The 18,741-nt window shown below is 55.4% G+C and carries 18 protein-coding genes, 2 pseudogenes and 1 other annotated feature; of the genes and pseudogenes, 10 read left to right on the forward strand and 10 right to left on the reverse strand.

The features are described 5' to 3' along the window. Together FD34_RS02585 and FD34_RS02590 are read right to left on the reverse strand one after the other, a co-directional pair. The coding region (locus tag FD34_RS02585) for an aspartate aminotransferase family protein (protein WP_057806526.1) at positions 1–1,313 on the reverse strand (1,313 nt) is incomplete at its 3' end. Further along, positions 1,306–2,748 carry an APC family permease gene (locus FD34_RS02590; protein ID WP_057806527.1) on the reverse strand — a complete coding sequence of 481 codons (1,443 nt, stop codon included), beginning with the start codon at positions 2,746–2,748 and terminating at the stop codon, positions 1,306–1,308. The genes FD34_RS02585 and FD34_RS02590, both read right to left, overlap by 8 nt. A gap of 297 nt (positions 2,749–3,045) precedes the next feature. Here FD34_RS02590 and nth point away from each other — a divergent pair, with 297 nt between their 5' ends. Then, entirely contained in the window at positions 3,046–3,687 is a 642-nt protein-coding gene (gene nth, locus FD34_RS02595) for an endonuclease III (protein WP_057806529.1), read from the forward strand. 135 nt (positions 3,688–3,822) lie between these two features. Here nth and FD34_RS02600 read toward each other — a convergent pair whose 3' ends face one another. Together FD34_RS02600 and FD34_RS02605 are read right to left on the reverse strand one after the other, a co-directional pair. Next, positions 3,823–5,010, reverse strand: coding sequence for an MFS transporter (locus FD34_RS02600; RefSeq protein WP_057806531.1), 1,188 nt, complete (start codon positions 5,008–5,010; stop codon positions 3,823–3,825). A 95-nt stretch (positions 5,011–5,105) separates the two neighbouring features. Further along, complete coding sequence (locus FD34_RS02605; protein WP_057806533.1) at positions 5,106–6,041, reverse strand: L-lactate dehydrogenase; 936 nt, start codon at positions 6,039–6,041, stop codon at positions 5,106–5,108. A 233-nt stretch (positions 6,042–6,274) separates the two neighbouring features. Next, positions 6,275–6,519, forward strand: a binding site (T-box leader). Positions 6,520–6,604: 85 nt separating this feature from the next. Here FD34_RS02605 and FD34_RS02610 point away from each other — a divergent pair. From FD34_RS02610 to FD34_RS02625, 4 genes are read left to right on the forward strand one after another with little or no spacing between them, the layout of a single operon-like run. Continuing rightward, positions 6,605–7,456 (forward strand): MetQ/NlpA family ABC transporter substrate-binding protein, encoded by an 852-nt coding sequence (locus FD34_RS02610; protein ID WP_057806535.1) that lies wholly within the window; start codon positions 6,605–6,607, stop codon positions 7,454–7,456. A 14-nt stretch (positions 7,457–7,470) separates the two neighbouring features. Further along, complete coding sequence (locus FD34_RS02615) at positions 7,471–8,535, forward strand: methionine ABC transporter ATP-binding protein (protein ID WP_057806537.1); 1,065 nt, start codon at positions 7,471–7,473, stop codon at positions 8,533–8,535. Beyond that, on the forward strand, positions 8,510–9,217 hold the full coding sequence (locus tag FD34_RS02620; protein ID WP_407068193.1) for a methionine ABC transporter permease: 708 nt from the start codon (positions 8,510–8,512) through the stop codon (positions 9,215–9,217). The genes FD34_RS02615 and FD34_RS02620 overlap by 26 nt, the downstream gene beginning before the upstream one ends. Positions 9,218–9,257: 40 nt before the next feature. Then, positions 9,258–10,400: an ArgE/DapE family deacylase gene (locus tag FD34_RS02625; RefSeq protein WP_057806541.1), complete on the forward strand. Its 1,143-nt coding sequence runs from the start codon at positions 9,258–9,260 to the stop codon at positions 10,398–10,400. A 520-nt stretch (positions 10,401–10,920) separates the two neighbouring features. On the opposite strand, the gene msrB is transcribed toward FD34_RS02625, so the two are convergent. Both msrB and FD34_RS02635 read right to left on the reverse strand, forming a co-directional pair. Next, positions 10,921–11,358 (reverse strand): peptide-methionine (R)-S-oxide reductase MsrB, encoded by a 438-nt coding sequence (gene msrB / locus FD34_RS02630; protein WP_057806543.1) that lies wholly within the window; start codon positions 11,356–11,358, stop codon positions 10,921–10,923. A gap of 56 nt (positions 11,359–11,414) precedes the next feature. After that, the gene (locus FD34_RS02635) at positions 11,415–12,419 is read right to left on the reverse strand and encodes a D-2-hydroxyacid dehydrogenase (protein ID WP_057806545.1); all 1,005 of its coding nucleotides are present in this window, start codon (positions 12,417–12,419) and stop codon (positions 11,415–11,417) included. A 176-nt stretch (positions 12,420–12,595) separates the two neighbouring features. Here FD34_RS02635 and FD34_RS08870 point away from each other — a divergent pair, with 176 nt between their 5' ends. Then, positions 12,596–12,727 (forward strand): hypothetical protein, encoded by a 132-nt coding sequence (locus FD34_RS08870; RefSeq protein WP_265890736.1) that lies wholly within the window; start codon positions 12,596–12,598, stop codon positions 12,725–12,727. Here FD34_RS08870 and FD34_RS02640 read toward each other — a convergent pair. After that, positions 12,724–13,248, reverse strand: coding sequence for a flavodoxin family protein (locus FD34_RS02640; protein WP_057806547.1), 525 nt, complete (start codon positions 13,246–13,248; stop codon positions 12,724–12,726). The two genes, FD34_RS08870 and FD34_RS02640, sit on opposite strands and share 4 nt — an antisense overlap. 169 nt (positions 13,249–13,417) lie before the next feature. Between FD34_RS02640 and FD34_RS02645 the strand changes: the two are divergent. The 4 genes and pseudogenes from FD34_RS02645 to FD34_RS02660 all read left to right on the forward strand — a co-directional run bounded on the left by FD34_RS02645 (position 13,418) and on the right by FD34_RS02660 (position 16,665). Further along, positions 13,418–15,228, forward strand: a pseudogene (locus tag FD34_RS02645) (heavy metal translocating P-type ATPase). Between the two features lie 284 nt (positions 15,229–15,512). Further along, positions 15,513–16,034, forward strand: a pseudogene (gene amaP, locus FD34_RS02650) (alkaline shock response membrane anchor protein AmaP); the annotation flags it as partial. A gap of 10 nt (positions 16,035–16,044) precedes the next feature. Next, the gene (locus tag FD34_RS02655) at positions 16,045–16,236 is read left to right on the forward strand and encodes a hypothetical protein (protein ID WP_057806549.1); all 192 of its coding nucleotides are present in this window, start codon (positions 16,045–16,047) and stop codon (positions 16,234–16,236) included. Positions 16,237–16,257: 21 nt separating this feature from the next. After that, positions 16,258–16,665 (forward strand): Asp23/Gls24 family envelope stress response protein, encoded by a 408-nt coding sequence (locus tag FD34_RS02660; protein WP_057806551.1) that lies wholly within the window; start codon positions 16,258–16,260, stop codon positions 16,663–16,665. A gap of 71 nt (positions 16,666–16,736) precedes the next feature. On the opposite strand, the gene FD34_RS02665 is transcribed toward FD34_RS02660, so the two are convergent. Genes FD34_RS02665 through FD34_RS02675 form a run of 3 tightly spaced genes read right to left on the reverse strand, consistent with a single transcriptional unit; the run spans position 16,737 to position 18,685 of the window. Beyond that, a complete protein-coding gene (locus FD34_RS02665) occupies positions 16,737–17,456 on the reverse strand; it encodes a hypothetical protein (protein ID WP_057806553.1) in 720 nt (239 codons plus the stop codon). Beyond that, positions 17,449–18,321, reverse strand: coding sequence for an ATP-binding cassette domain-containing protein (locus FD34_RS02670; RefSeq protein ID WP_057806555.1), 873 nt, complete (start codon positions 18,319–18,321; stop codon positions 17,449–17,451). Before FD34_RS02670 ends, FD34_RS02665 begins: the two co-directional genes overlap by 8 nt. After that, positions 18,302–18,685: a GntR family transcriptional regulator gene (locus FD34_RS02675; protein WP_057806556.1), complete on the reverse strand. Its 384-nt coding sequence runs from the start codon at positions 18,683–18,685 to the stop codon at positions 18,302–18,304. Before FD34_RS02675 ends, FD34_RS02670 begins: the two co-directional genes overlap by 20 nt. Positions 18,686–18,741 lie beyond the last annotated feature (56 nt).

Raw genomic sequence — 18,741 nt, forward strand, 5'->3', positions numbered from 1 at the left:
TCGAGCTTACCGGCCGCCAGCTCGCTAAAGGCCTGGTCAATCATCCCAAAGGCCTGGTCGAGCTGGTCATCGGTGATTACCAGCGGCGGTTGGAAACGCAGGATGCTCCCCCGCAGGCTGATAATGATCGCGCCGAGCTCAAAGATCCGATACATCAGCTTGGTAGTCGCTACGACGTCACCCTTACCAGTAGCCGGATCAACGATGTCGATACCACCGTCGAGGCCGTACATCCGGACGTCGCCGATGAAGTCGTATTTGGCCTTCTCCTGGTTGAAGAAGTCCGCCGCCTTCTTGCCGAGTCGCGTCGAGCGCTCCAGCAGGTGTTCATCCTTGATCACGTCCAGGGTGGCGTTGGCCGCCGCGGTCGTGACTGGGTTTCCCGCCGTCGTGTAGATGTTGGCGGCGGAACCCAGAGACTCCATGATCTCTTTACGGCCGACGATCGCACTCAGCGGTATCCCGGAAGCCAGGGACTTGCCGACGGACATCAGGTCGGGTTCGATGCCGGGGAAGTTCTGAATGGACCACCACTTACCGGTCCGCCCCATCCCCTGGTTGACCTCGTCGATGGCAAAGAGAATCCCGTGCTCCTTGGCGAAGTCATAGATCTTCTGCATGAAAGCCGGTGGGGTCTTGACGATCCCCCCGTCGCCCTGGATCGGTTCGATCAGGATGGCCGCGGTCTCCTCGGCCGGCAGGTAGGTCTCAAACGGCTGCTTGAAGGCCGCAAACATCCGGTCGACGAACTGGCCCTCACTCTCGGCGGGCAGACGGTCCCACGGCGACGGGAACGGCACCTTGACCACACCAGGAAGGAGCGGCCCCATCTTCCGGCTCATATTCAGGGTAACCGAAGAGAGGGTTATAGAGCCAAAGGTCGACCCGTGATAGGCCTCAGTGAAGGAGACCATGTAGGAGCGGCCGGTGTAGGCCCGGGCGAACTTGATGATGGCGTCGTTGGCATCCGAGCCTGAGTTCCCCCAGGCAACCTCGACTGGGCCGCTCATTGGGGCCAGAGCTGCCAAGCGCGGTGCCAGGCGAGCCGCCTGGGAGTTAGCAAAGTAGGCCGGCGTATACTGAATGATCTTAGCGGCCTGGTCCTGGATAGCCTTGACGACCTTAGGATGGGCGTGCCCGGTGTTGGTCGAACTGGCACTAGCCAGGAGGTCGATGTAGTCGTTGCCCTCAACATCCGTGATAATAGCCCCGTGCCCATGGTCAATCACGATGTCATAGTACTTGATGCGGGCCGCCGTCGCGAAGGCCGCCTGTTCCTTTTCCAGAATCTGACGATTACTTTCCTCACTCATGATCATCCGCCCCCTTATTGTTTAGGTAGGAATGGCGCATCCCGTAGGCAAAGTAGATGACCAAGCCGAGGACAAACCAGATCCCCGCATACAACTTGGCCTGGTAGTCCAGGCCGAGGAAGACAAACAGGGAGGCCAGGAAGCCCAACGCTGGCAGAACCGGGTAGAGCGGCATCTTGAAGGCTGGGTTGGCAATGTCCTTACCCTCACGCTTCCGCAAGGCATAGATCCCCAGGGAAACGAACATGAAGGCGATCAGGGTCCCCGCGGAAATCAGCTGGGAGAGGAAGGCGAACGGGAAGAAGGCCCCGATCAGGATTCCCCCGATGGTCAGCGTCCACAGTGCCCGGTTCGGCCGCTTACTCTTGTCGAGGCCCCCGAGCCACTTCGGTAACATGCCGTCACGACCGAAGGAGTAGATCAGCCGCGAACCGGCCATGCTCATCCCGATCAATGCGGTGAACATCCCCACAACGGCAATGGTTTGAACAACTACGGCCACACCGCCATGACCAGCGGCCCGCAGTGCCAGGCCGACTGGTTCGGCACTGTTGGCATACTTCTGGTATGGAAGCATCCCGACCAGGACCAAACTGACAGCGACGAAAAGGACCACGGCGATCGCCAGGGAACCAAGGATCCCCCGTGGCATCGTCTTCTGCGGGTTGACCGCCTCGGCTGAGTTAGCGGCGATCGAGTCAAAGCCGATGTAGGAAAGGAAGATCATGGAGACCCCAGCATAGATCCCCTGCCAACCACCAAACGGACCGTTGGCAGTTTCATGATACTTCGGGACGAAGGGAACGTAGTTGGTCGCCTTGATGGCAAACAGGCCGACCACGATAAAGAGCAGGACTGCAAAGACCTTCAGGACCACCAGGATGTTCTCCACCCGGGCCGCCCGGGAGACCCCGCGGGAAACGAGGAGGGCCACCAGGGCAATGACAATAACGGAAACCAGGTCCACGACCCCGCCATCGGTCCCAAAGGCGTTAGATAGTGAAGCCGGCAGTTTCAACCCCATGGGGGCGATTAGCGCCCGAAAGTTGGCCGATAGACCAGAACCAACGAAGGCTAGGGCAATAAAGTACTCGGCCAGCAGTGCCCACCCGGCAATCCAGCCAAAGAACTCACCAAAGACAACGTTGATCCACGAGTATGCAGACCCGGCAAACGGCATCGCCGCCGCCATTTCGGCATACGCAAACGCAACCAGCCCGGCAACTACGGCCGCCACCAGAAACGAGATGGCAACCGCCGGACCGGTATGCATCGCAGCAACTTCACCGGGAAGAGTGAAGATCGAAGTCGACACAATGGTTCCGACACCCAGTGCTAGAAAGTCCCGCACCCGCAGCGATCGGACCAGATGGCTGTCTTTGCTTTCGTAAACATGCGGATCTTCTTTCCGCGTGATCGTTTTCCAAAAACTCATAACTCTTCCTCCTTCATTAGAATTTTATTAGAATCATAAGAAAAACTTTAATTTATTCTACCAAGTCCGTTCCTTAAGGTCAAATGTTTATTTAATTAATTTTAAATAACTTAAGGGGTAGCCGTCAAGAGAAATCGCTTTCATTTATTAGCTACTAATGTTTTATTCGATGAAAGGAGCATCGGTAATAGCGTATTGTAAAATGAAAATATTTTAATGTACATATTAACCAGACTTGACTTACATTCACGGACCACCGACAATTTAGCTAAGATTACTATAGAAAGAAGTCTTCCCATGCTAACCGACCACGAAATCCGGCGCGCCATCAAGGTCATGCGTCATACCTTCCCCGATGCCGGTACCACCCTAGAGGCTGATACCACCTTCCACTTCCTCCTGGCCACCATCCTCAGTGCCCAGGCGACCGACAAGTCCGTTAACCTGATCACCCCGGCCCTCTTCCAGCGTTTTCCGGGTCCCCGCGACCTGGCGGCGGTGGAACCAGCAGACGTCGAACCCTACATCAAGCGCCTTGGCCTCTACCGCAACAAGGCCAAGTACCTGGTCAACTGCTCCCGGGCGATCATCGACGACTTTGGTGGGACGGTCCCCCACACCCGTAAGGAACTGATGAGTCTGCCTGGCGTCGGGCGTAAGGTAGCCGACGTGGTGCTGGCCGAGTGTTTCAAGATTCCGGCCTTCGCCGTCGACACCCACGTCAGCCGGGTTGCTCGCCGATTAGCCATGGTCGAACCAAAGGCCACCCTCCTCCAGATTGAGCACCGGCTGATGGCCGCCGTGCCCGAACGGCAGTGGCTAGATGCCCACCACAGCATGATCTTCTGGGGCCGCTACCAGTGCACGGCCCGTAATCCCCAGTGCGCACACTGTCCCCTGCTGGCAATGTGTAAGTACGGTCGGAATAACGTGATGTAAGCAAAAGGCGCCGCTAGTGATCGCTCACTAACGACGCCTTTATTATTAGATGGCAGGCCTGATCTCCGTCGTGGGTGCCACTACTAAGAAGCCAACCACGATTAATAAAATCAGATTGCTCACCAAACCTATTTTTCAATCCCGCACGACCAGGCGGTTCATGCCAAAGGTGATGACGAAGGCCACCGCCAGGAAGACGATGACCACCCAGTACGGGTACTGGTAGTTCATGTCCAGCAGGGCCCCCGAGATCAGCGGGCCAATGATGTTCCCGACACTGGTCAGGGACATGTTGATCCCGTTCAATAGCCCCTGGTTGCTCTTACTCATCTTGGTCAGCAGGGTCGTGATCGCTGGCCGCAACATGTCAAAGGCCTCGAAGACAACCAGGGTCGCCACCACCAGCTGCCAATGGGAGTGGTCATAGATTACGAAGACCGTTCCCACAACGCTGAGAAAAAAGCTGTACCGGATCAAGCGAACCTCCCCTAGCCAGTGGACCAGGCCCTCGAAGAAGAAGACCTGGAGAACTAGGGAGATGATCCCGTTCAGGGTCAAAACCAGGGCAATCGTCGCCAGGTCAAAGTGGTGCACCTCGTTGACGTAGAGGCTGTAGATACTCTCAAAGCCCGCTAGGCCAAAGGCGGCCACGAAGATCATCATAAACAAGGTGATCAGGGCCGGGGTCATGAGCTGCCTGAGCTGGGATCGAGTACTGCCCAATAACTGGTTTTCCGGGTGCTTGGTCGTACTCTGGAAACGCTCATCGTCATCGCGCGGTAAGAGGCTCCAGGCCACCACGGTGCTGATCAGGCCCAGGACGCCAGCCACCCAGAATGGAAACTTGTAACTGACGTTGGCCAGGATGCCGCCCAGGCCGGGACCCAGGATCAGACCCCCGCTGAAGGCCGCCGAGAGCCAGCCAATCACCTTGGCCCGCTGACGGGCGGTCGTCAGGTCAGCAGCTAGTGCCATCGAGGTGGGCACAAACATCGCTGCCGACAGGCCGTCAACCGCGCGTGAGACATCGAAGACCCAGAGGTGCTGGGCGATCGCAAACAGAAACTCGGCAAGAGAGAAGATCAAAAGCCCCCACACCAACATCGGCTTTCGCCCAATTTTGTCGGAGATCCGACCGACGATTGGTGAGGCCACAAACTGAACGAAGGCAAACAGGGAGGACATCATCCCCATGTCGAAGGCCGAGAAGCCATACTCATTCTTGATGAAGGGCATCACCGGAAAGATCAGGCTCATCCCCAAGCAGATCAGGAACTCGCAAAAGATGACAGTGGCAATGATCTTTTTAACTTCTTTAGTCATTGTTAGTTTTCCTTTCAGACGAAAAGGGACCACGACAACCGTCATAGTCCCTTAATGAATTTACTGTTTACTCTATCATCTTTTAAGCTGCTTGGCTACTTTTTCGTGGCGGCCAGGCTCTCCGCATACTTTTCCTTGATGAAGTCCGCTGAGGTCTGGAGCTTCTTAAGTTCTTCCTCCGTCAGGTCCAGCTGTGATTGAGTGACAATCCCGTCACGGCCAACCACCGCTGGGTATGACAGGTAGACCCCGTATTCGGCCCGGTAGTTGGAGACCGGTAGCTCCGTCAGTGAATCAGACAGGATGACATTGACCAGGCGAACCGCCGCGGTGGCAACCCCATAACTGGTGTACTTCTTGCCCTGGAAGACGGTCCAACCGCCCATCTTGGTCTCCTTATCCAACTCGTCTAAGTCGAGGCCCTTCTCCTGAGCCAGCTTGGTGATCGGCTGGTCAAGTACCTTGACCGTCGACCAGGCCGTGAACTGGGAGTTTCCGTGTTCACCGAGGTTATAGCCAGCCACGGAACGAGGATCGACGTGCAGGCGGTCAGCCACCGCCCGCTTCATCCGGGCAGAATCTAGCAGGGTCCCGGTCCCGATGACGTGGCCCTTCGGCAGGCCGGTGATCTTCTGGTAGAGGGAGGTAATTACGTCGACCGGGTTAGTGATGACCACAATCTTGCTGTGGAAGCCGCTATCCTTGATCTGCTGTGCCACATCGGCAACGGCGTCACGGGTAAACGGCAGCTCAGCGAACCGGTCCGCGTTCGGGTTGTCCTGGAGCTTAATGTTACCAACGGCGGAAACAATCACATCGGTGTCTTTCAACGCCGCATAATCGTTGACGATGATGTTGGTATGGAAGGGCAGGTTGGCCATCGCATCCTTGAAGTCCAGGGCATCGGCCTTTGCCTTCGCCTCGTTCGTGTCGATCAGGACCAGGTCATCCGCAAAACCATTCGCGACGATGTAGTGGGCAACGGTCGAGCCGACATGCCCCATTCCGATTACTGCAACTTTTCGTGCCATTATTAAGACCCCTTTCGTCTAACTTGTCTCATTGAATTTTAATATAACACGCTTTACCATTAAACGCCAGCCCCATCACTAGCTTTGGGCGATCAGTTTATCTCCCGGTCACCAGCAAGGATTTTCTGACAATTAGTTTATAGTAGATATCTTTTCAAATTAAATTTCGCCATAAAAAGTGTTGACAAGAATGAGAAACTTATTATAATAAAGCCATAATCAATTAATCGAAGTTAAACATATCGAAAAGCAGAGTAAGCAACAAAGCCTTCAAGAGAGCTTCCGGTTGGTGGAAGGAAGCAGGTGTCGTTGCCGAAGATGGGCTTGGAATGGTACTGGCGATCGTGATTAGCCAGTAACGGGTTAGCACACGTTATTCGTGCTAGGTAATTCTAACCGTGGTTAGAGTAACCTACTGAGGCTGGGTCGGTGACGGCGCAGCGAATAAGGGTGGTAACGCGAAGCACTCGTCCTTTAGTTTAGGGGACGGGTGCTTTTTTTCATCCCCACACCGACTTCGGTTAATTAAATGCAGCAAGATAATATGAAAGGGAGTTATTACTATGCGGAATCGAAAGAAGAAGAGAACAATCATCTGGGTGGTCGTAGCCATCCTGGTTATCATCGCCGGTTACTTTAGTTTTGTCCGGCCCAAACAGGAGAGCCAACGGACGGTGACCGTGGGAATCATGGCCGGTGACAAGAACGAGGCCAAGCTGTGGCAGTCCGTTGCCAAGACCGCTAAGGACAAGTATCACGTCACGGTCAAGACCAAGGACTTCACCGACTACAACCAGCCGAACAAGGCCCTGGAAAACGGTGATATTGACCTGAACGCCTTCCAGCACAAACTTTTCCTGCGGAGTTGGAACAAGGCGCACCACACCGACATCGTCTCCATTGGTGATACTTACATCACCCCAATCCGGGTTTACTCCGACAAGTACAAGAGCTTAAAGGACCTGCCGGATGACGCCACGGTCGCCGTGCCAAACGACGCCACCAACGAATCCCGGGCCCTCTTCGCACTGAAGAACGCCGGACTGATCACCCTCAAGAAGGGGACGACCCTGGCCAGCGCCAATTCCGTTGCCAAGAACCCGAAGAACATTCAATTCAAGGAATTAGCTGCTGAGCAGACCGCCCGTTCCTTAAAGGACGTTGGCGCCGCGGTGGTTAACACCAACTACGCCCAGGCCGCCGGAATCAACTACAAGTCCGCAATCTTCGTTGAACCAATCAACAAGGATTCCGAACAGTGGGTCAACATCATTGCCGCCAAGAAGAGCAACAAGGACAAGCAGACCTACCAAGACGTGGTCAAGGCATACCAGACCGAAAAGACGAAGCAATTCATCAAGAAGCACTACGGTACCGCTGAATTACCAGCCTGGGACCTGAACTTCAATAAGTAATAGGAGGACTTTGCATGGCAGACCCAATCATTAACCTACAAGACATTAATGTAACCTTTAAGCAGGGTAAGAAGGTGGTTCGCGCCGTCCAAGACGTCTCCTTAGCGATTCAACCCGGCGACATCTACGGAATTGTTGGTTACTCCGGGGCTGGGAAGTCGACCCTGGTGCGGACAATCAACCTCCTCCAGAAGCCGACGGACGGCACGGTGACCGTTGCTGGTGACACCTTCTTCAGTGACCACCGGCAGCAGATTTCCAACAAGGAGCTCCAGAGCAAGCGCCGCAAGATCGGTATGATCTTTCAGCACTTCAACCTGCTCAACGAGACCTCAGTGATCGAAAACGTCCTCTTCGCCCTCAAGCACAGCGACCTCGACGATGATGCCCAGGAGAAGAAGGTCCTGGAACTGCTCGACCTGGTTGGGCTAAAGGACAAGGCCGAATTCTACCCGGTCCAGCTCTCCGGTGGTGAGCAGCAGCGGGTTTCCATCGCCCGGGCGCTGGCTAACGACCCGCAGATCCTGATCTCCGACGAGGCAACCTCGGCCCTGGACCCGCAGAACACCAACCAGATCCTTGACCTCCTGAAGCGCCTCAACCAGAAGATTGGTCTAACTGTCGTCTTGATCACCCACGAAATGGACGCCGTCAAGCGGGTAGCCAATAAGATCGCCGTCATGGAACACGGTAAGATCATCGAGAAGGGCGCCCTCCAGGACGTCTTCCTGCGGCCAAAGGAGGAGCTGACCCGGCAGTTTGTCGGTGGTTCCCTGGCTGCCATCGACACTCTCAAGGCCTTCAACCTCGACCACCTCAACGATAACGAGGAGCTCTTCCAGCTAGTTTACAACGGTAACAACGTGACCCAGTCGATTATCGTCGAGCTCTACAAGCGGCTCAACGTCGAGGCCAGCATCCTCTACGGGAACGTCGAGGTCTTAAGTGACCAGCCGGTCGGGACCCTGTTCATCGTCGTCAAGGGCGACAAAGGCCAGCGTGACCAGGCCGTCGACTTCCTCAAGCAAAGCAACGTAACCGTAACTAAGATTGATGATAGGAGGATTTGGAATGAGTAACTTTTTACCAAACGTTATTCAGCTCGGCTGGGGTGGTGATAACGGTTGGGGTACCTCAATCATTCAGACCATCTACATGACCTTCTGGCCGGCAATCTTCGGTGGCATCCTCGGCCTCCTCTTCGGGGTCGCCCTGGTGGTCACCGAACCCGGCGGCATCCTTGAGAATAGATTTTGGTTTAACGTCTGTGATAAAATTGTATCAATCTTCCGGGCCATCCCGTTCATCATCCTGCTGGCCTTCATCGCCCCATTCACCCAGCTGCTGGTTGGAACCCAGATTGGGACGACCGCGGCCCTTGTTCCCCTGACCATTGGGGTATTCGGCTTCTACGCCCGGCAGGTCCAGGTGGCACTGGAGAGCGTCGACCACGGTAAGATCGAGGCGGCCGAAGCCATCGGCGCAACCAACTGGGACATCATTAAGGACGTCTACCTGCGTGAGGCCCGTTCCGAACTGACCCGGGTCTCCACGGTGACCCTGATCAGTCTGGTGGGCCTGACCGCCATGGCCGGGGCCATCGGGGCTGGTGGCCTTGGTAACACCGCCATTTCTTACGGTTACAACCGCTTCAACAATGATGTGACCCTGGTTGCCACCCTGCTCGTGCTGCTCTTTGTCCTGATCATCCAGGTGGTTGGTGACTTTATCGCCAAAAAGCTCGATCACCAGACACGCTAATCCATTCTAATTCGACCCCCGGCAAAAGGAGGCTACTACTATGGAAACCAACGAACAAGTCCGCATCCTGCAAGACCTGATCAGAATCCACTCCGTCAACGGCAATGAGATTGCAGTGGCGGATTACCTGGAAAAACTGCTACGATCCCACGACATTGACGTTACTGTCGATGCCTTCGGTGACCGCCGGGCTAACCTGATTGCCCAGATCGGTGACGGTACCGATCCCCGCATCCTCGGTTTCACCGGCCACATGGACACAGTGGCGGTCCCGGACCCGACCCGCTGGCAGCACGATCCCTTCGGCGGTGAGGTCGTCAGCGGCCACATCTACGGACGGGGGGCCGCCGACATGAAATCCGGCCTGGCCGCTCAGGCAATTGCCCTGATTGAATTAAAGGAGGCCGGGCACCTGCCGGCCGGGACCCTCAAGTTTATCGCCACGGCGGGTGAAAAATTGGGCACCCCGGGGGCCTGGCGACTGGAGAAACAGGGCGTGGCCGATGGTCTGGACGCCCTGGTGGTCGGGGAACCAACCGGCGGAAACGTGGTATTTGCCCACTCCGGCAGCATCACCTACCGGATTACCAGCATCGGTAAGTCCGTCCATAGTTCACATCCCGACCAGGGAATCAACGCCATCGACGGCCTGCTCCACTTCATTGAGCAGGAACGGGCCCTCTTTGGCGACGTGGCCGATGACCAGTACCTGGGCAAGGTCCAACACAGCATCACCATCATCGAGGGTGGTAAGCAGGCCAACACGATCCCCGACCAGGCCCAACTCTTCGGCAACATCCGGCCAACCGCGGCCTTCAACAACCAGGCGGTTACGGACCGGTTGAATGACCTGGTGGACCAAGTCAACCACCAGACTCCGTTCCAGCTGGAACTAAAGGTTACTCAGAGCTTCGGGCCGATTTTGACCAAGCCGGACAACGACTTTGTTCAATTGGCCCTCCACGCTGCCCAGCGGAACTATCCAAATGACGTGGAACTCAAAACGATTAACGGGGCCACCGACGCCAGTGTCTTCACGCTCAACCGACCAGACCTCCCCGTGGTTGTCCTCGGCTGTGACTCTTGGAACATGGCCCACCAGACTGATGAGTGCACCACGATTCCGAGTTACCTGGCAGCGATCAAGGCCTACAAGCAGATCGCCCGTGACTTCTTCAATTAGAATTTAATAAACTCCCTAAAGGTCGCTGAGAAGGCGGCCTTTTTATTATTGGTTGATAATTTTTTAGAGGAATTGCCAATTGTTTAAGAAAAGGTGAAGATTGTTTCGGCCGTTTCCCAGGATCGTTCACTATTCGAAAATGAGTCAAAATCCCCTCCCTGTTTTTACAGAGAACATTATGATAAATCATTAACCATTCCTAAGCATTCAATAAGTTCTGTCCCAGTTTTACTTATTGAAAAATTAGCCAATTATTATCAGCATGATGGCCGAAGATTGCTATAATAAAGGTGTTGAGAGGTAACAAAGCTTTTTAGAAAAGGAAGGGTGTTTACCATGATGTCAGCTTTAAGTAACATGATTGCTGTTGTAAGTTTTGTTGGAATTATTATAGCTTCTGCTGCCGGGATGTTTGTAGGTGGTAAACCCCAACAATAATCTAAATTAAGCAATTATTCTTTTATAACGAAAACGACCACAGTCATGATTTCCGGGATCATTACTGTGGTCGTTTTGCTTACTATTCAAAGAGCTGGCGGTATTCACCGTAACCGGCCCGTTCTAGTTCCGCAACCGGGATAAACTGGAGGGCCGCGGAGTTGATGCAGTAGCGCAGCCCACCCCGATCGGTCGGCCCATCAGTGAAGACGTGGCCCAAGTGGGAGTCCGCCTGCCTGCTGCGGACCTCGGTACGCTCAATCCCAAACGACTGGTCGCGTTTCTCCTTGACGACCCGCTTGGCAATTGGCTTGGTGAATGACGGCCAGCCGCAACCGGCGTCGTACTTGTCCAAAGACGAGAACAGTGGCTCCCCACTGACCACGTCGACGTAGATTCCCGGCTGGTCAAAGTGGTCGTAGCGACCAGTGAATGGGCGCTCCGTGGCGGCATCCTGGGTGACCGCATACTGGGTCGGCGTCAGGCGTTGACGAAGTTTCTCCTTATCCTTGTCTGTCATCTAATCTTCCCTTCTTAATCAAAAAAGACCCCAGTCATGCTGGGATCCCATCGTTACTATGGTTCAACCTTAACTGGCGTGGCTGGCGCTTCACCGTTAACCAGGGCTAGGTTGTTGTCGAAGGCCTTCACCACCATGTTGCGGACGGCATGGGTAGTGTAGAAGGCGGTATGCGGCGTGACTAGGACATTTGGCCGGTCGATCAGGTCCTTGAGCCGGGCGTCCGGGAAGTCCTTTCCCCGCCAGTCAACGTTAAAGACGCCGACCTCGTCCTCGTAGGTATCCATCACGAAGCCAAAGAGCTTACCACTGTCCAGGGCCCGAACTACCGCGTCCGTGTCCACCAGGGCGCCACGGGAGACGTTGACCAGGACCGCATCGTCCTTCATCTTCGCCAGCGTCGAGTCGTTGATCATCTTGATGGTGTTCTTCAGGGCTGGCACGTGGAGGGACACCACGTCAGATTGGGCATAAATGTCATCCAGGGAGTCAACGTAGTAGCCGGCTGCCTCCAACTTCGGGTCGTGGAAGACGTCGTAGGCAATCACCTTGGCGCCGAAACCCTCCATAATCTGCATGTAGACCTGACCGATGTGACCGGTCCCGATGACCCCCACCGTCTGGTCCCGAACCTCGCGCCCGATCGTCGGGGCCCAGCGCAGGTCACCGCTGGCAATCTTACGGTCCAAGGCCTTGGTCTGTCGCAGGATCCGGGCTGTCTGAATGGCGGCGTGCTCGGCAATCGCGTTCGGCGAGTAGACTGGGACGTTGGTGATCTCAAAGCCCAGCTCCTTGGCGGTCGCCATGTCGATGTTGTCAACCCCGACGTTTCGCAGGGACATCTTGGTGATCCCCTCGTCAGCCAGGGCACGCAGGGTCTCCGGCGTGTAATCCAGCTGCTGGTAGACCACCACCCCATCGGCTCCGGCCGCCTGCTTGGCGGTTTCCGGAGTCAATAGGTCGCTGGTGTAGTCGACATCGACCTCCGGATGGGCGGCGGCCCACTCCTTCAGGTACGGTTCCTCGTCCTTACGAATACTGTAAGCGTAAATCTTGGTCATTGGTGTTCCTCCATTTCGTTGTGCAGCAACTAGCATCGTGAGGGTAATTCTTCCTCACGACTATTATCCCGGAATTAGCCGGTAAAGCCAACCGTTTTGCCCAAACATAAAGAAATCTTTTTGCTTGCCCTCAGTCAGTGGCCCCGGCATAATTAAGGGAAAAGGAGTTGTTAATTATGTTCAATCTACCCCTCGGTATCGGCCAGGTCCACGCCATGCATGAGCTCTTCAAGGCCGACCCCCGCCTGGCGATCATCGTCCTCGCATTGTTGATTGCCCTGGCCTTCTACCTCAATAACCGCCGCTAGTCTCGCAGTCGCGCCCCCAGATCATAGGCCTGCTGACCATATTGATCAATCTGGGGATGAGTCAGAGCACCGTGATCCCAGACGGTCCCGGCATCGTGCCAGCCGAGATAATTTACCAGTTGGCGGTAGTTGATCTTCATTGAATCAAAGACGTGCTCGTCCGGGTCATAGGCCGTCGCCATCATCATAATCCGCTTATCGGCCTGTTTCAGTTCCTCATTGACCTCATAGAAACGGTCGATGACGGTCTTGAGCAGGGAACTCATCGCGTAGTAGTAAACCGGGGTCACCAGAACCACTAGGTCGGCGGCGACCACCTTGTTTAGCAGCTGAGCCCCGTCGTCATCCTGGGGAATTGGGTCCTCGTTTTCTGCCACCATGACGAAGTTGGTCTGGTGGTCAACCACATTGTAGCGTTCAACCTGGTGCCCGGCCGCCGTGGATCCGGCAACGAAGCGATCGGCCAGGTAGATCGAGGCCCCGTTGGCGTGAGCGCTACCCGAAATTACGATAATCTTCATTAGTCTCACCCTTTCCTTTTAGACCTACCCTAACCTTAACGAATCCGCCGTCCGGTGACAACTATTTTGTCAATGGGCGGCGTTTTTTCACGACTTTTCTGACAACGCCTGTTATAAGTCCATACATCACCTATAATGGAGATAATAAGTTTTTATGGGGATGTTTATAATGAAACGCCTGTCAAATAAGCAGAAGCTGATCCTGATCCTTGTGATTGCGGCAGTGGCCCTCCTGCTCCAGTACGGTGCTCACCAACCGTTTTTTGCCCAGGTCCTGGTCACCGTCGTCGGGGCCGTGGTGGCGCTGACCATGTTCATCGGCATGATCAAGACGCTGCGCTCCGGTAAGTACGGAGTCGACCTGCTAGCGATTCTGGCCGTGGTTGCCACCCTAGCCGTCAGCGAATACTGGGCCGCGATGGTCATCCTGGTTATGCTGACCGGGGGTGACGCCCTTGAGGACTACGCCGCCAAGAAGGCCAACACGGAGCTCAAGGCCCTGCTCGACAACTCGCCCCAGGTGGCCCACGTCATCACCGACGACGGCACCAAGGACGTCAAGGTCGACGCCGTCCAGGTCGGCCAGCAGGTCTTGGTTAAACCCGGGGAACTGGTCCCCGTCGACGGTAAGATCGTCAAGGGAGCCGGCCTGTTCAACGAGGCCTCGCTGACCGGGGAATCCAAGCCGGTTGATAAGGGGGTCGGCGATGCGGTGATGTCCGGATCGGTCAACGGGGACAGTGCCGTCACGATCGCCGTCACCAAGCTCGCCAAGGACAGCCAGTACCAGCAGTTGGTCAAGGCTGGTCAAGGAGGCCGAGAGTACCCCGGCTCACTTTGTCCGGCTGGCTGACCGGTACGCGGTACCCCTTCACCATCATCGCCGTCCTGATCTCACTAGCCGCCTGGTGGCTCTCCAAGGACCCGCGGCGGTTTGCGGAGGTCCTGGTCGTCGCCTCACCGTGTCCCCTGATCCTGGCCGCCCCGGTGGCAATGGTCTCGGGGATGAGCCGGGCCTCGCGGAACGGGATCATCGTCAAGACCGGGAGTGTCCTGGAGAAGCTGGCTGGCGCCAAGACTGGGGCCTTTGACAAGACCGGAACGATCACCAGTGGTCAGCTGACAGTCGATGAGGTGCGCCCCGCCAACACTGCTGACCGGGATCAGCTCCTCCAGTTCGCCGCTAGTGCCAAGCAGGAATCATCCCACATCCTGGCCCGTTCCCTGCTAGCCTACGCCAGCCAACGAACGGTCAATCTCCTGCCGGTCAGCGACCTGGTCGAAACCACCGGAAAGGGCGTGGTCGCCACCATCACTGGGCACCAGGTCAAGGTTGGCAAGCTCAAGTACGTTGCTCCCCAGAGTGATCAGCCACTACTGAAGGCCACCGCAATCTACGTCGGTATCGACGGCCACTACTACGGGGCCATCACCTTCACCGACCATATCCGGCCGGAAGCCGAACGGACGATGGCCACCCTGCGTAAGCTTGGTGTCACTAACCTAATGATGCTGACTGGTGACCAGCGGGCCATCGCCGAACGGATTGCTAGCCAAGTCGGAATCACCAACGTCAAGGCCGACCTCCTGCCCCAGGACAAGATTGCAGCCCTCAGGAACGTCCCAGCCAACCTTCACCCGGTCTTCATGGTCGGTGACGGGGTCAATGACGCTCCATCCCTGGTAACGGCCGACGTCGGGATTGCCATGGGGGCCCACGGTTCATCGGCCGCCAGCGAGTCAGCGGCGGTTGTGATCTTGAAGGATGACCTCTATAAGGTCGCTAAGGCGGTCGCCATCTCAATGGATACGATCAAGATCGCCAAGCAGGCCGTCCTGATCGGGATCGCGATCTGTACCATCCTGATGCTCATCGCCACCACCGGGATTATCCCGGCCTTCGTCGGCGCCATGCTCCAGGAGGTCATTGATACCGTCTCGATCCTGTGGGCACTGAAGGCCCGGCAGATGCACAATTAAGAACTAAAAAACACTAATCATTATCCAACGTCTACGGTTCATCGTGGGTGTTTTTGTTTACCTATCCCCGTAATTAATATACTAATCATTAATAAATGTATGTTTAGTCCCTCTTATCTATGTAGTTGTCAGGATTACGCCATGACATAATTAAGAACACCTTTAGAAGATATGAAAATTACCTAATTAGGTCTCGGACCTGGTATAGTTAAGACATAGCAAAAACAGCAACAGCAATTCAAATGAAAGGAGTGATGCGGATGGCAGCATGAAAAAAATGGTGGGCATTCTGGGCCTTCCTAATTCAGGCATTGGTGGCCGGCGGGGGAATCCTCCTCTGGTATTTCCAAGACCAGGCCTGGGCACAAGTTGCCCTCGGCTGGCTGGCAACCGAGCCGGGCCAGATCACCATGGTTGTGATTGCCGCCTACCTGGTGATCCTCGCCCTGGTGACGATCAGAATCGCCGTCTTTAGGCCAACCACAACCAAGAAGATGACAATTGTTCACGATGGTCCCTACCAGATGCGCGTTGACCAGACAGCGGTGGAGAAGAATCTCTGCCTCGCCCTGGCCGACTATGACCTCTACAACACCGACGTCAAGGTCAAGATGCACCGCAACAGTCAGCAGGCAGACGTCACCGTGGGCGGAATGCTCTCCCAGCGTTCCAACCCGCAGCTCCTGCAACGCAACATCCAGCGCACGGTTGCTCAGAACCTGAAGCAACAGTTTGACATCGAACTACGTAAGCTCAAGGTCAACCTGAAGCCTTATAGTCACAAGCAATCCGTCGCGATCGTCTAGGAGGTGCACAATGAAACTCGCAATAATCTTCATGGTGGTCGGTCTGATCATCAGTGTCAGCTGGGTCGCCTGGGGCTTTCTCCCCATGCTGGCGATCCTCTTAACCACCCTGATTCTCGGCGCCATTGGCTACGTGCTCGATATCATGGGTTACTCTCTCAACAAGTTTACGAGCAAGATGCTCGAAAAAATCAGCAACTAAGCACCCACAGGAGGCACTATAATGACAACCACTAACCAAACTACTAAAAACGCTGTTGACCAACAACTGACTTTTGACGACCAGGTAATCGAGAAAATCGCTGGGATCACCGTCAGCCGGGTTCCCGGGATTGTCTCCCTCGACGGCAACATGTTTAGCGAATTTGCTGACAAGGTAACGTCTGGAACCAGTGTCACCAAGGGAATCAAGGTCGATGCCGGCGAGAAACAAGCCGCTGTCAAGATGGACGCCACCATTGAATACGGCAAGTCCGCACCTGAGATCTTCAAGGCCGCCTGCCAAGAAGTTGCCACGGCCCTGGAACAGATGACCGGGCTGAAGCTGGTCAAGTTTGAGCTGCACATCAACGACGTCAAGACGCGTGAAGAACTGACCAACGACAACAAGAAGGAAAAAGAAGTCACATAACAAGGGAAGCGGGCAACATTGTTAATACAAGTAAAAAGGCCAGCGCAATAATGAACGCGCTGGTCTTTTCGTTAGTCCCGCCGTAGTTGCAGGCGGTCGTTGAATAGTTTGGTCAGGTAGACGACAATGACTAGGTAGATGGCCCAGATGATCCAAGGGGTTACCGGAGACAGTGTCAAGTTGAAGACCCAGGCCAGGGGACCGACAAAATGGTCATCCTGGTAGGTCGGCAGCATCCCCGTACTCAGGTGTTCCAACCCACTCAGCATCATCATCAGTAGGATAATCGCCATCACCGGCAGGCCGATGCCGACGATTACCTTCCACTTCCGGTTCAAGAGGCTGAAGCCGTTGCCGATCGCCTGACAGGTCAGGACGGTCGTCAAAAGGCCGCCAAAGTTGATCAGGATTTCCCGCCAGTCACCGAGCGGTCGGTACGCCATGGTCAGTAGTTCATCCACCAGGTAAACCAGAACCGAACTAAGCAGGAGGGCAATTAACCGTCCCTGCCAGAGGGTCGACCGGGAAATGCCATTCTGGATTGCCCACTTGAAGTCAACGTAGGCAGTCATCAGGAAGTAAGCCGCTAGGACGATCGGCAGGAAGGCCACCAGGGTTTCCGGGATCCCCTGCAGGCTGACCAAGAAGGAAGTTAGGTTGTGATTGAAGGCCAGACCAAGCAGGTAGGTGACCAGCTCGAATCCGACAATCCACCCCACTGTAATCAGGGCCGCCAAGCCCAGGCGATGAAAGGCGTTGCTGGCAACCATTTTCTGTTTCGTGTTAATCATTGTTGTGTTCGCCTCCGCTCGTTAAATAGATGAATAAGTGCTGTAAGTCATAGTGACCGAGTTTGACCTGGTCGGGGATTACCCGCTGGTCATCCAAGTCATCTAAGAGGTAGGCCGTCTTGATGTTGCCCAGGTTCTCACTGGCCAGGACCCGCAGGCCAGCCGTGTACTCGTCGACCAGCTTGGCCGGGCCGCTGACGGTGTGGGCCAAATCGAGCAGGTGTTGGACCTGGTCGTCGGCAATCACCTTATGTTGGTCGATGATGACCACGTGCTCCACCAGTTGCGCAACCTCCTCGATCAGGTGGGTCGACAGGACGAAGGTCCGTGGCTTGGCCTGGTAGGACTTTAGCAGTTCCTTGTAGAAGAGATCACGGTGGGTGGCATCGAGGCCGAGGACCGGCTCGTCCATCAGGATGTAGTCCGCATCGACGTTGAGGGCCAGGACCAACTTGGCGATGGTCCGCTGACCGGTCGACAGGTCATTGACATGCTGCTGGTCGTCAAGACCAAACTCCTGGAGCTGGCGGGCCGCGGTCTGGTAGTTGAACTGCCCGTATGCCTCGTTGGCCAGGTCAAAGGTCCGTCGAATGCTGGTCCGCTTGGGATAGAGGTTGGCCTCACCCATCAAGAACATCTTGCCGAGGGCGTCATCGTTATTATTAGTGTCCAGATCACCCAGCTTGACCGTCCCAGACGTCGGAAAGATCCGGTTAGTAATGATGTTCAGCAGGGTTGACTTCCCGGCCCCGTTACGCCCCAGCAGGCCGTAGATCTTGGCCGGCGCCAGGGTGAACGAGACGTCGTCCAAGACCAGCTGACGGCCAAACCGCTTTGAAATGTGGTTAATGCTTAATTGTTCCATCGTGTTCCCCCCGTTCAATCAGTTCAATCAGGTGCTCCTTGGTGATGCCGAGCTTGGCGGCCTCCACCAGGAGCTTCTTGACGTAGTCGTTGTAAAAATTATCCTTGCGACGTTCCATGATCTTCTGCCGGGCCCCGGGACGAACAAACATCCCCAGCCCCCGCCGCTTCTCCAGCAAGCCCTCATCGACCAGCATGTTCATCCCCTTGAGGACCGTAGCCGGGTTGATATGGAGTTGCTGTGACAGCTGGGTCGTTGATGGCACCTGGGCCCCCTCGTCGAAGCCGCCGGTGAAGATCATCTCCTCGATCTGGGCCGCCAACTGCTGGTACAGCGGCGCCGAACCGTCAAAATCGAATTGCACAGGATCACCCCTCGATAGTTATTTGGTTAATTACTTATGTAACTAAGTATATAGGC

It is taken from the genome of Limosilactobacillus pontis DSM 8475 (assembly GCF_001435345.1).
In the GTDB taxonomy this organism is placed as follows: domain Bacteria; phylum Bacillota; class Bacilli; order Lactobacillales; family Lactobacillaceae; genus Limosilactobacillus; species Limosilactobacillus pontis.

Coding starts and splice junctions, on each gene's coding strand:
- FD34_RS02590 (WP_057806527.1), bottom strand. CDS start 2,748: ATGAGTTTTTGGAAAACGATCACGCGGAAAGAAGATCCGCATGTTTAC.
- nth (WP_057806529.1), top strand. CDS start 3,046: ATGCTAACCGACCACGAAATCCGGCGCGCCATCAAGGTCATGCGTCAT.
- FD34_RS02600 (WP_057806531.1), bottom strand. CDS start 5,010: ATGACTAAAGAAGTTAAAAAGATCATTGCCACTGTCATCTTTTGCGAG.
- FD34_RS02605 (WP_057806533.1), bottom strand. CDS start 6,041: ATGGCACGAAAAGTTGCAGTAATCGGAATGGGGCATGTCGGCTCGACC.
- FD34_RS02610 (WP_057806535.1), top strand. CDS start 6,605: ATGCGGAATCGAAAGAAGAAGAGAACAATCATCTGGGTGGTCGTAGCC.
- FD34_RS02615 (WP_057806537.1), top strand. CDS start 7,471: ATGGCAGACCCAATCATTAACCTACAAGACATTAATGTAACCTTTAAG.
- FD34_RS02620 (WP_407068193.1), top strand. CDS start 8,510: ATGATAGGAGGATTTGGAATGAGTAACTTTTTACCAAACGTTATTCAG.
- FD34_RS02625 (WP_057806541.1), top strand. CDS start 9,258: ATGGAAACCAACGAACAAGTCCGCATCCTGCAAGACCTGATCAGAATC.
- msrB (WP_057806543.1), bottom strand. CDS start 11,358: ATGACAGACAAGGATAAGGAGAAACTTCGTCAACGCCTGACGCCGACC.
- FD34_RS02635 (WP_057806545.1), bottom strand. CDS start 12,419: ATGACCAAGATTTACGCTTACAGTATTCGTAAGGACGAGGAACCGTAC.
- FD34_RS08870 (WP_265890736.1), top strand. CDS start 12,596: ATGTTCAATCTACCCCTCGGTATCGGCCAGGTCCACGCCATGCATGAG.
- FD34_RS02640 (WP_057806547.1), bottom strand. CDS start 13,248: ATGAAGATTATCGTAATTTCGGGTAGCGCTCACGCCAACGGGGCCTCG.
- FD34_RS02655 (WP_057806549.1), top strand. CDS start 16,045: ATGAAACTCGCAATAATCTTCATGGTGGTCGGTCTGATCATCAGTGTC.
- FD34_RS02660 (WP_057806551.1), top strand. CDS start 16,258: ATGACAACCACTAACCAAACTACTAAAAACGCTGTTGACCAACAACTG.
- FD34_RS02665 (WP_057806553.1), bottom strand. CDS start 17,456: ATGATTAACACGAAACAGAAAATGGTTGCCAGCAACGCCTTTCATCGC.
- FD34_RS02670 (WP_057806555.1), bottom strand. CDS start 18,321: ATGGAACAATTAAGCATTAACCACATTTCAAAGCGGTTTGGCCGTCAG.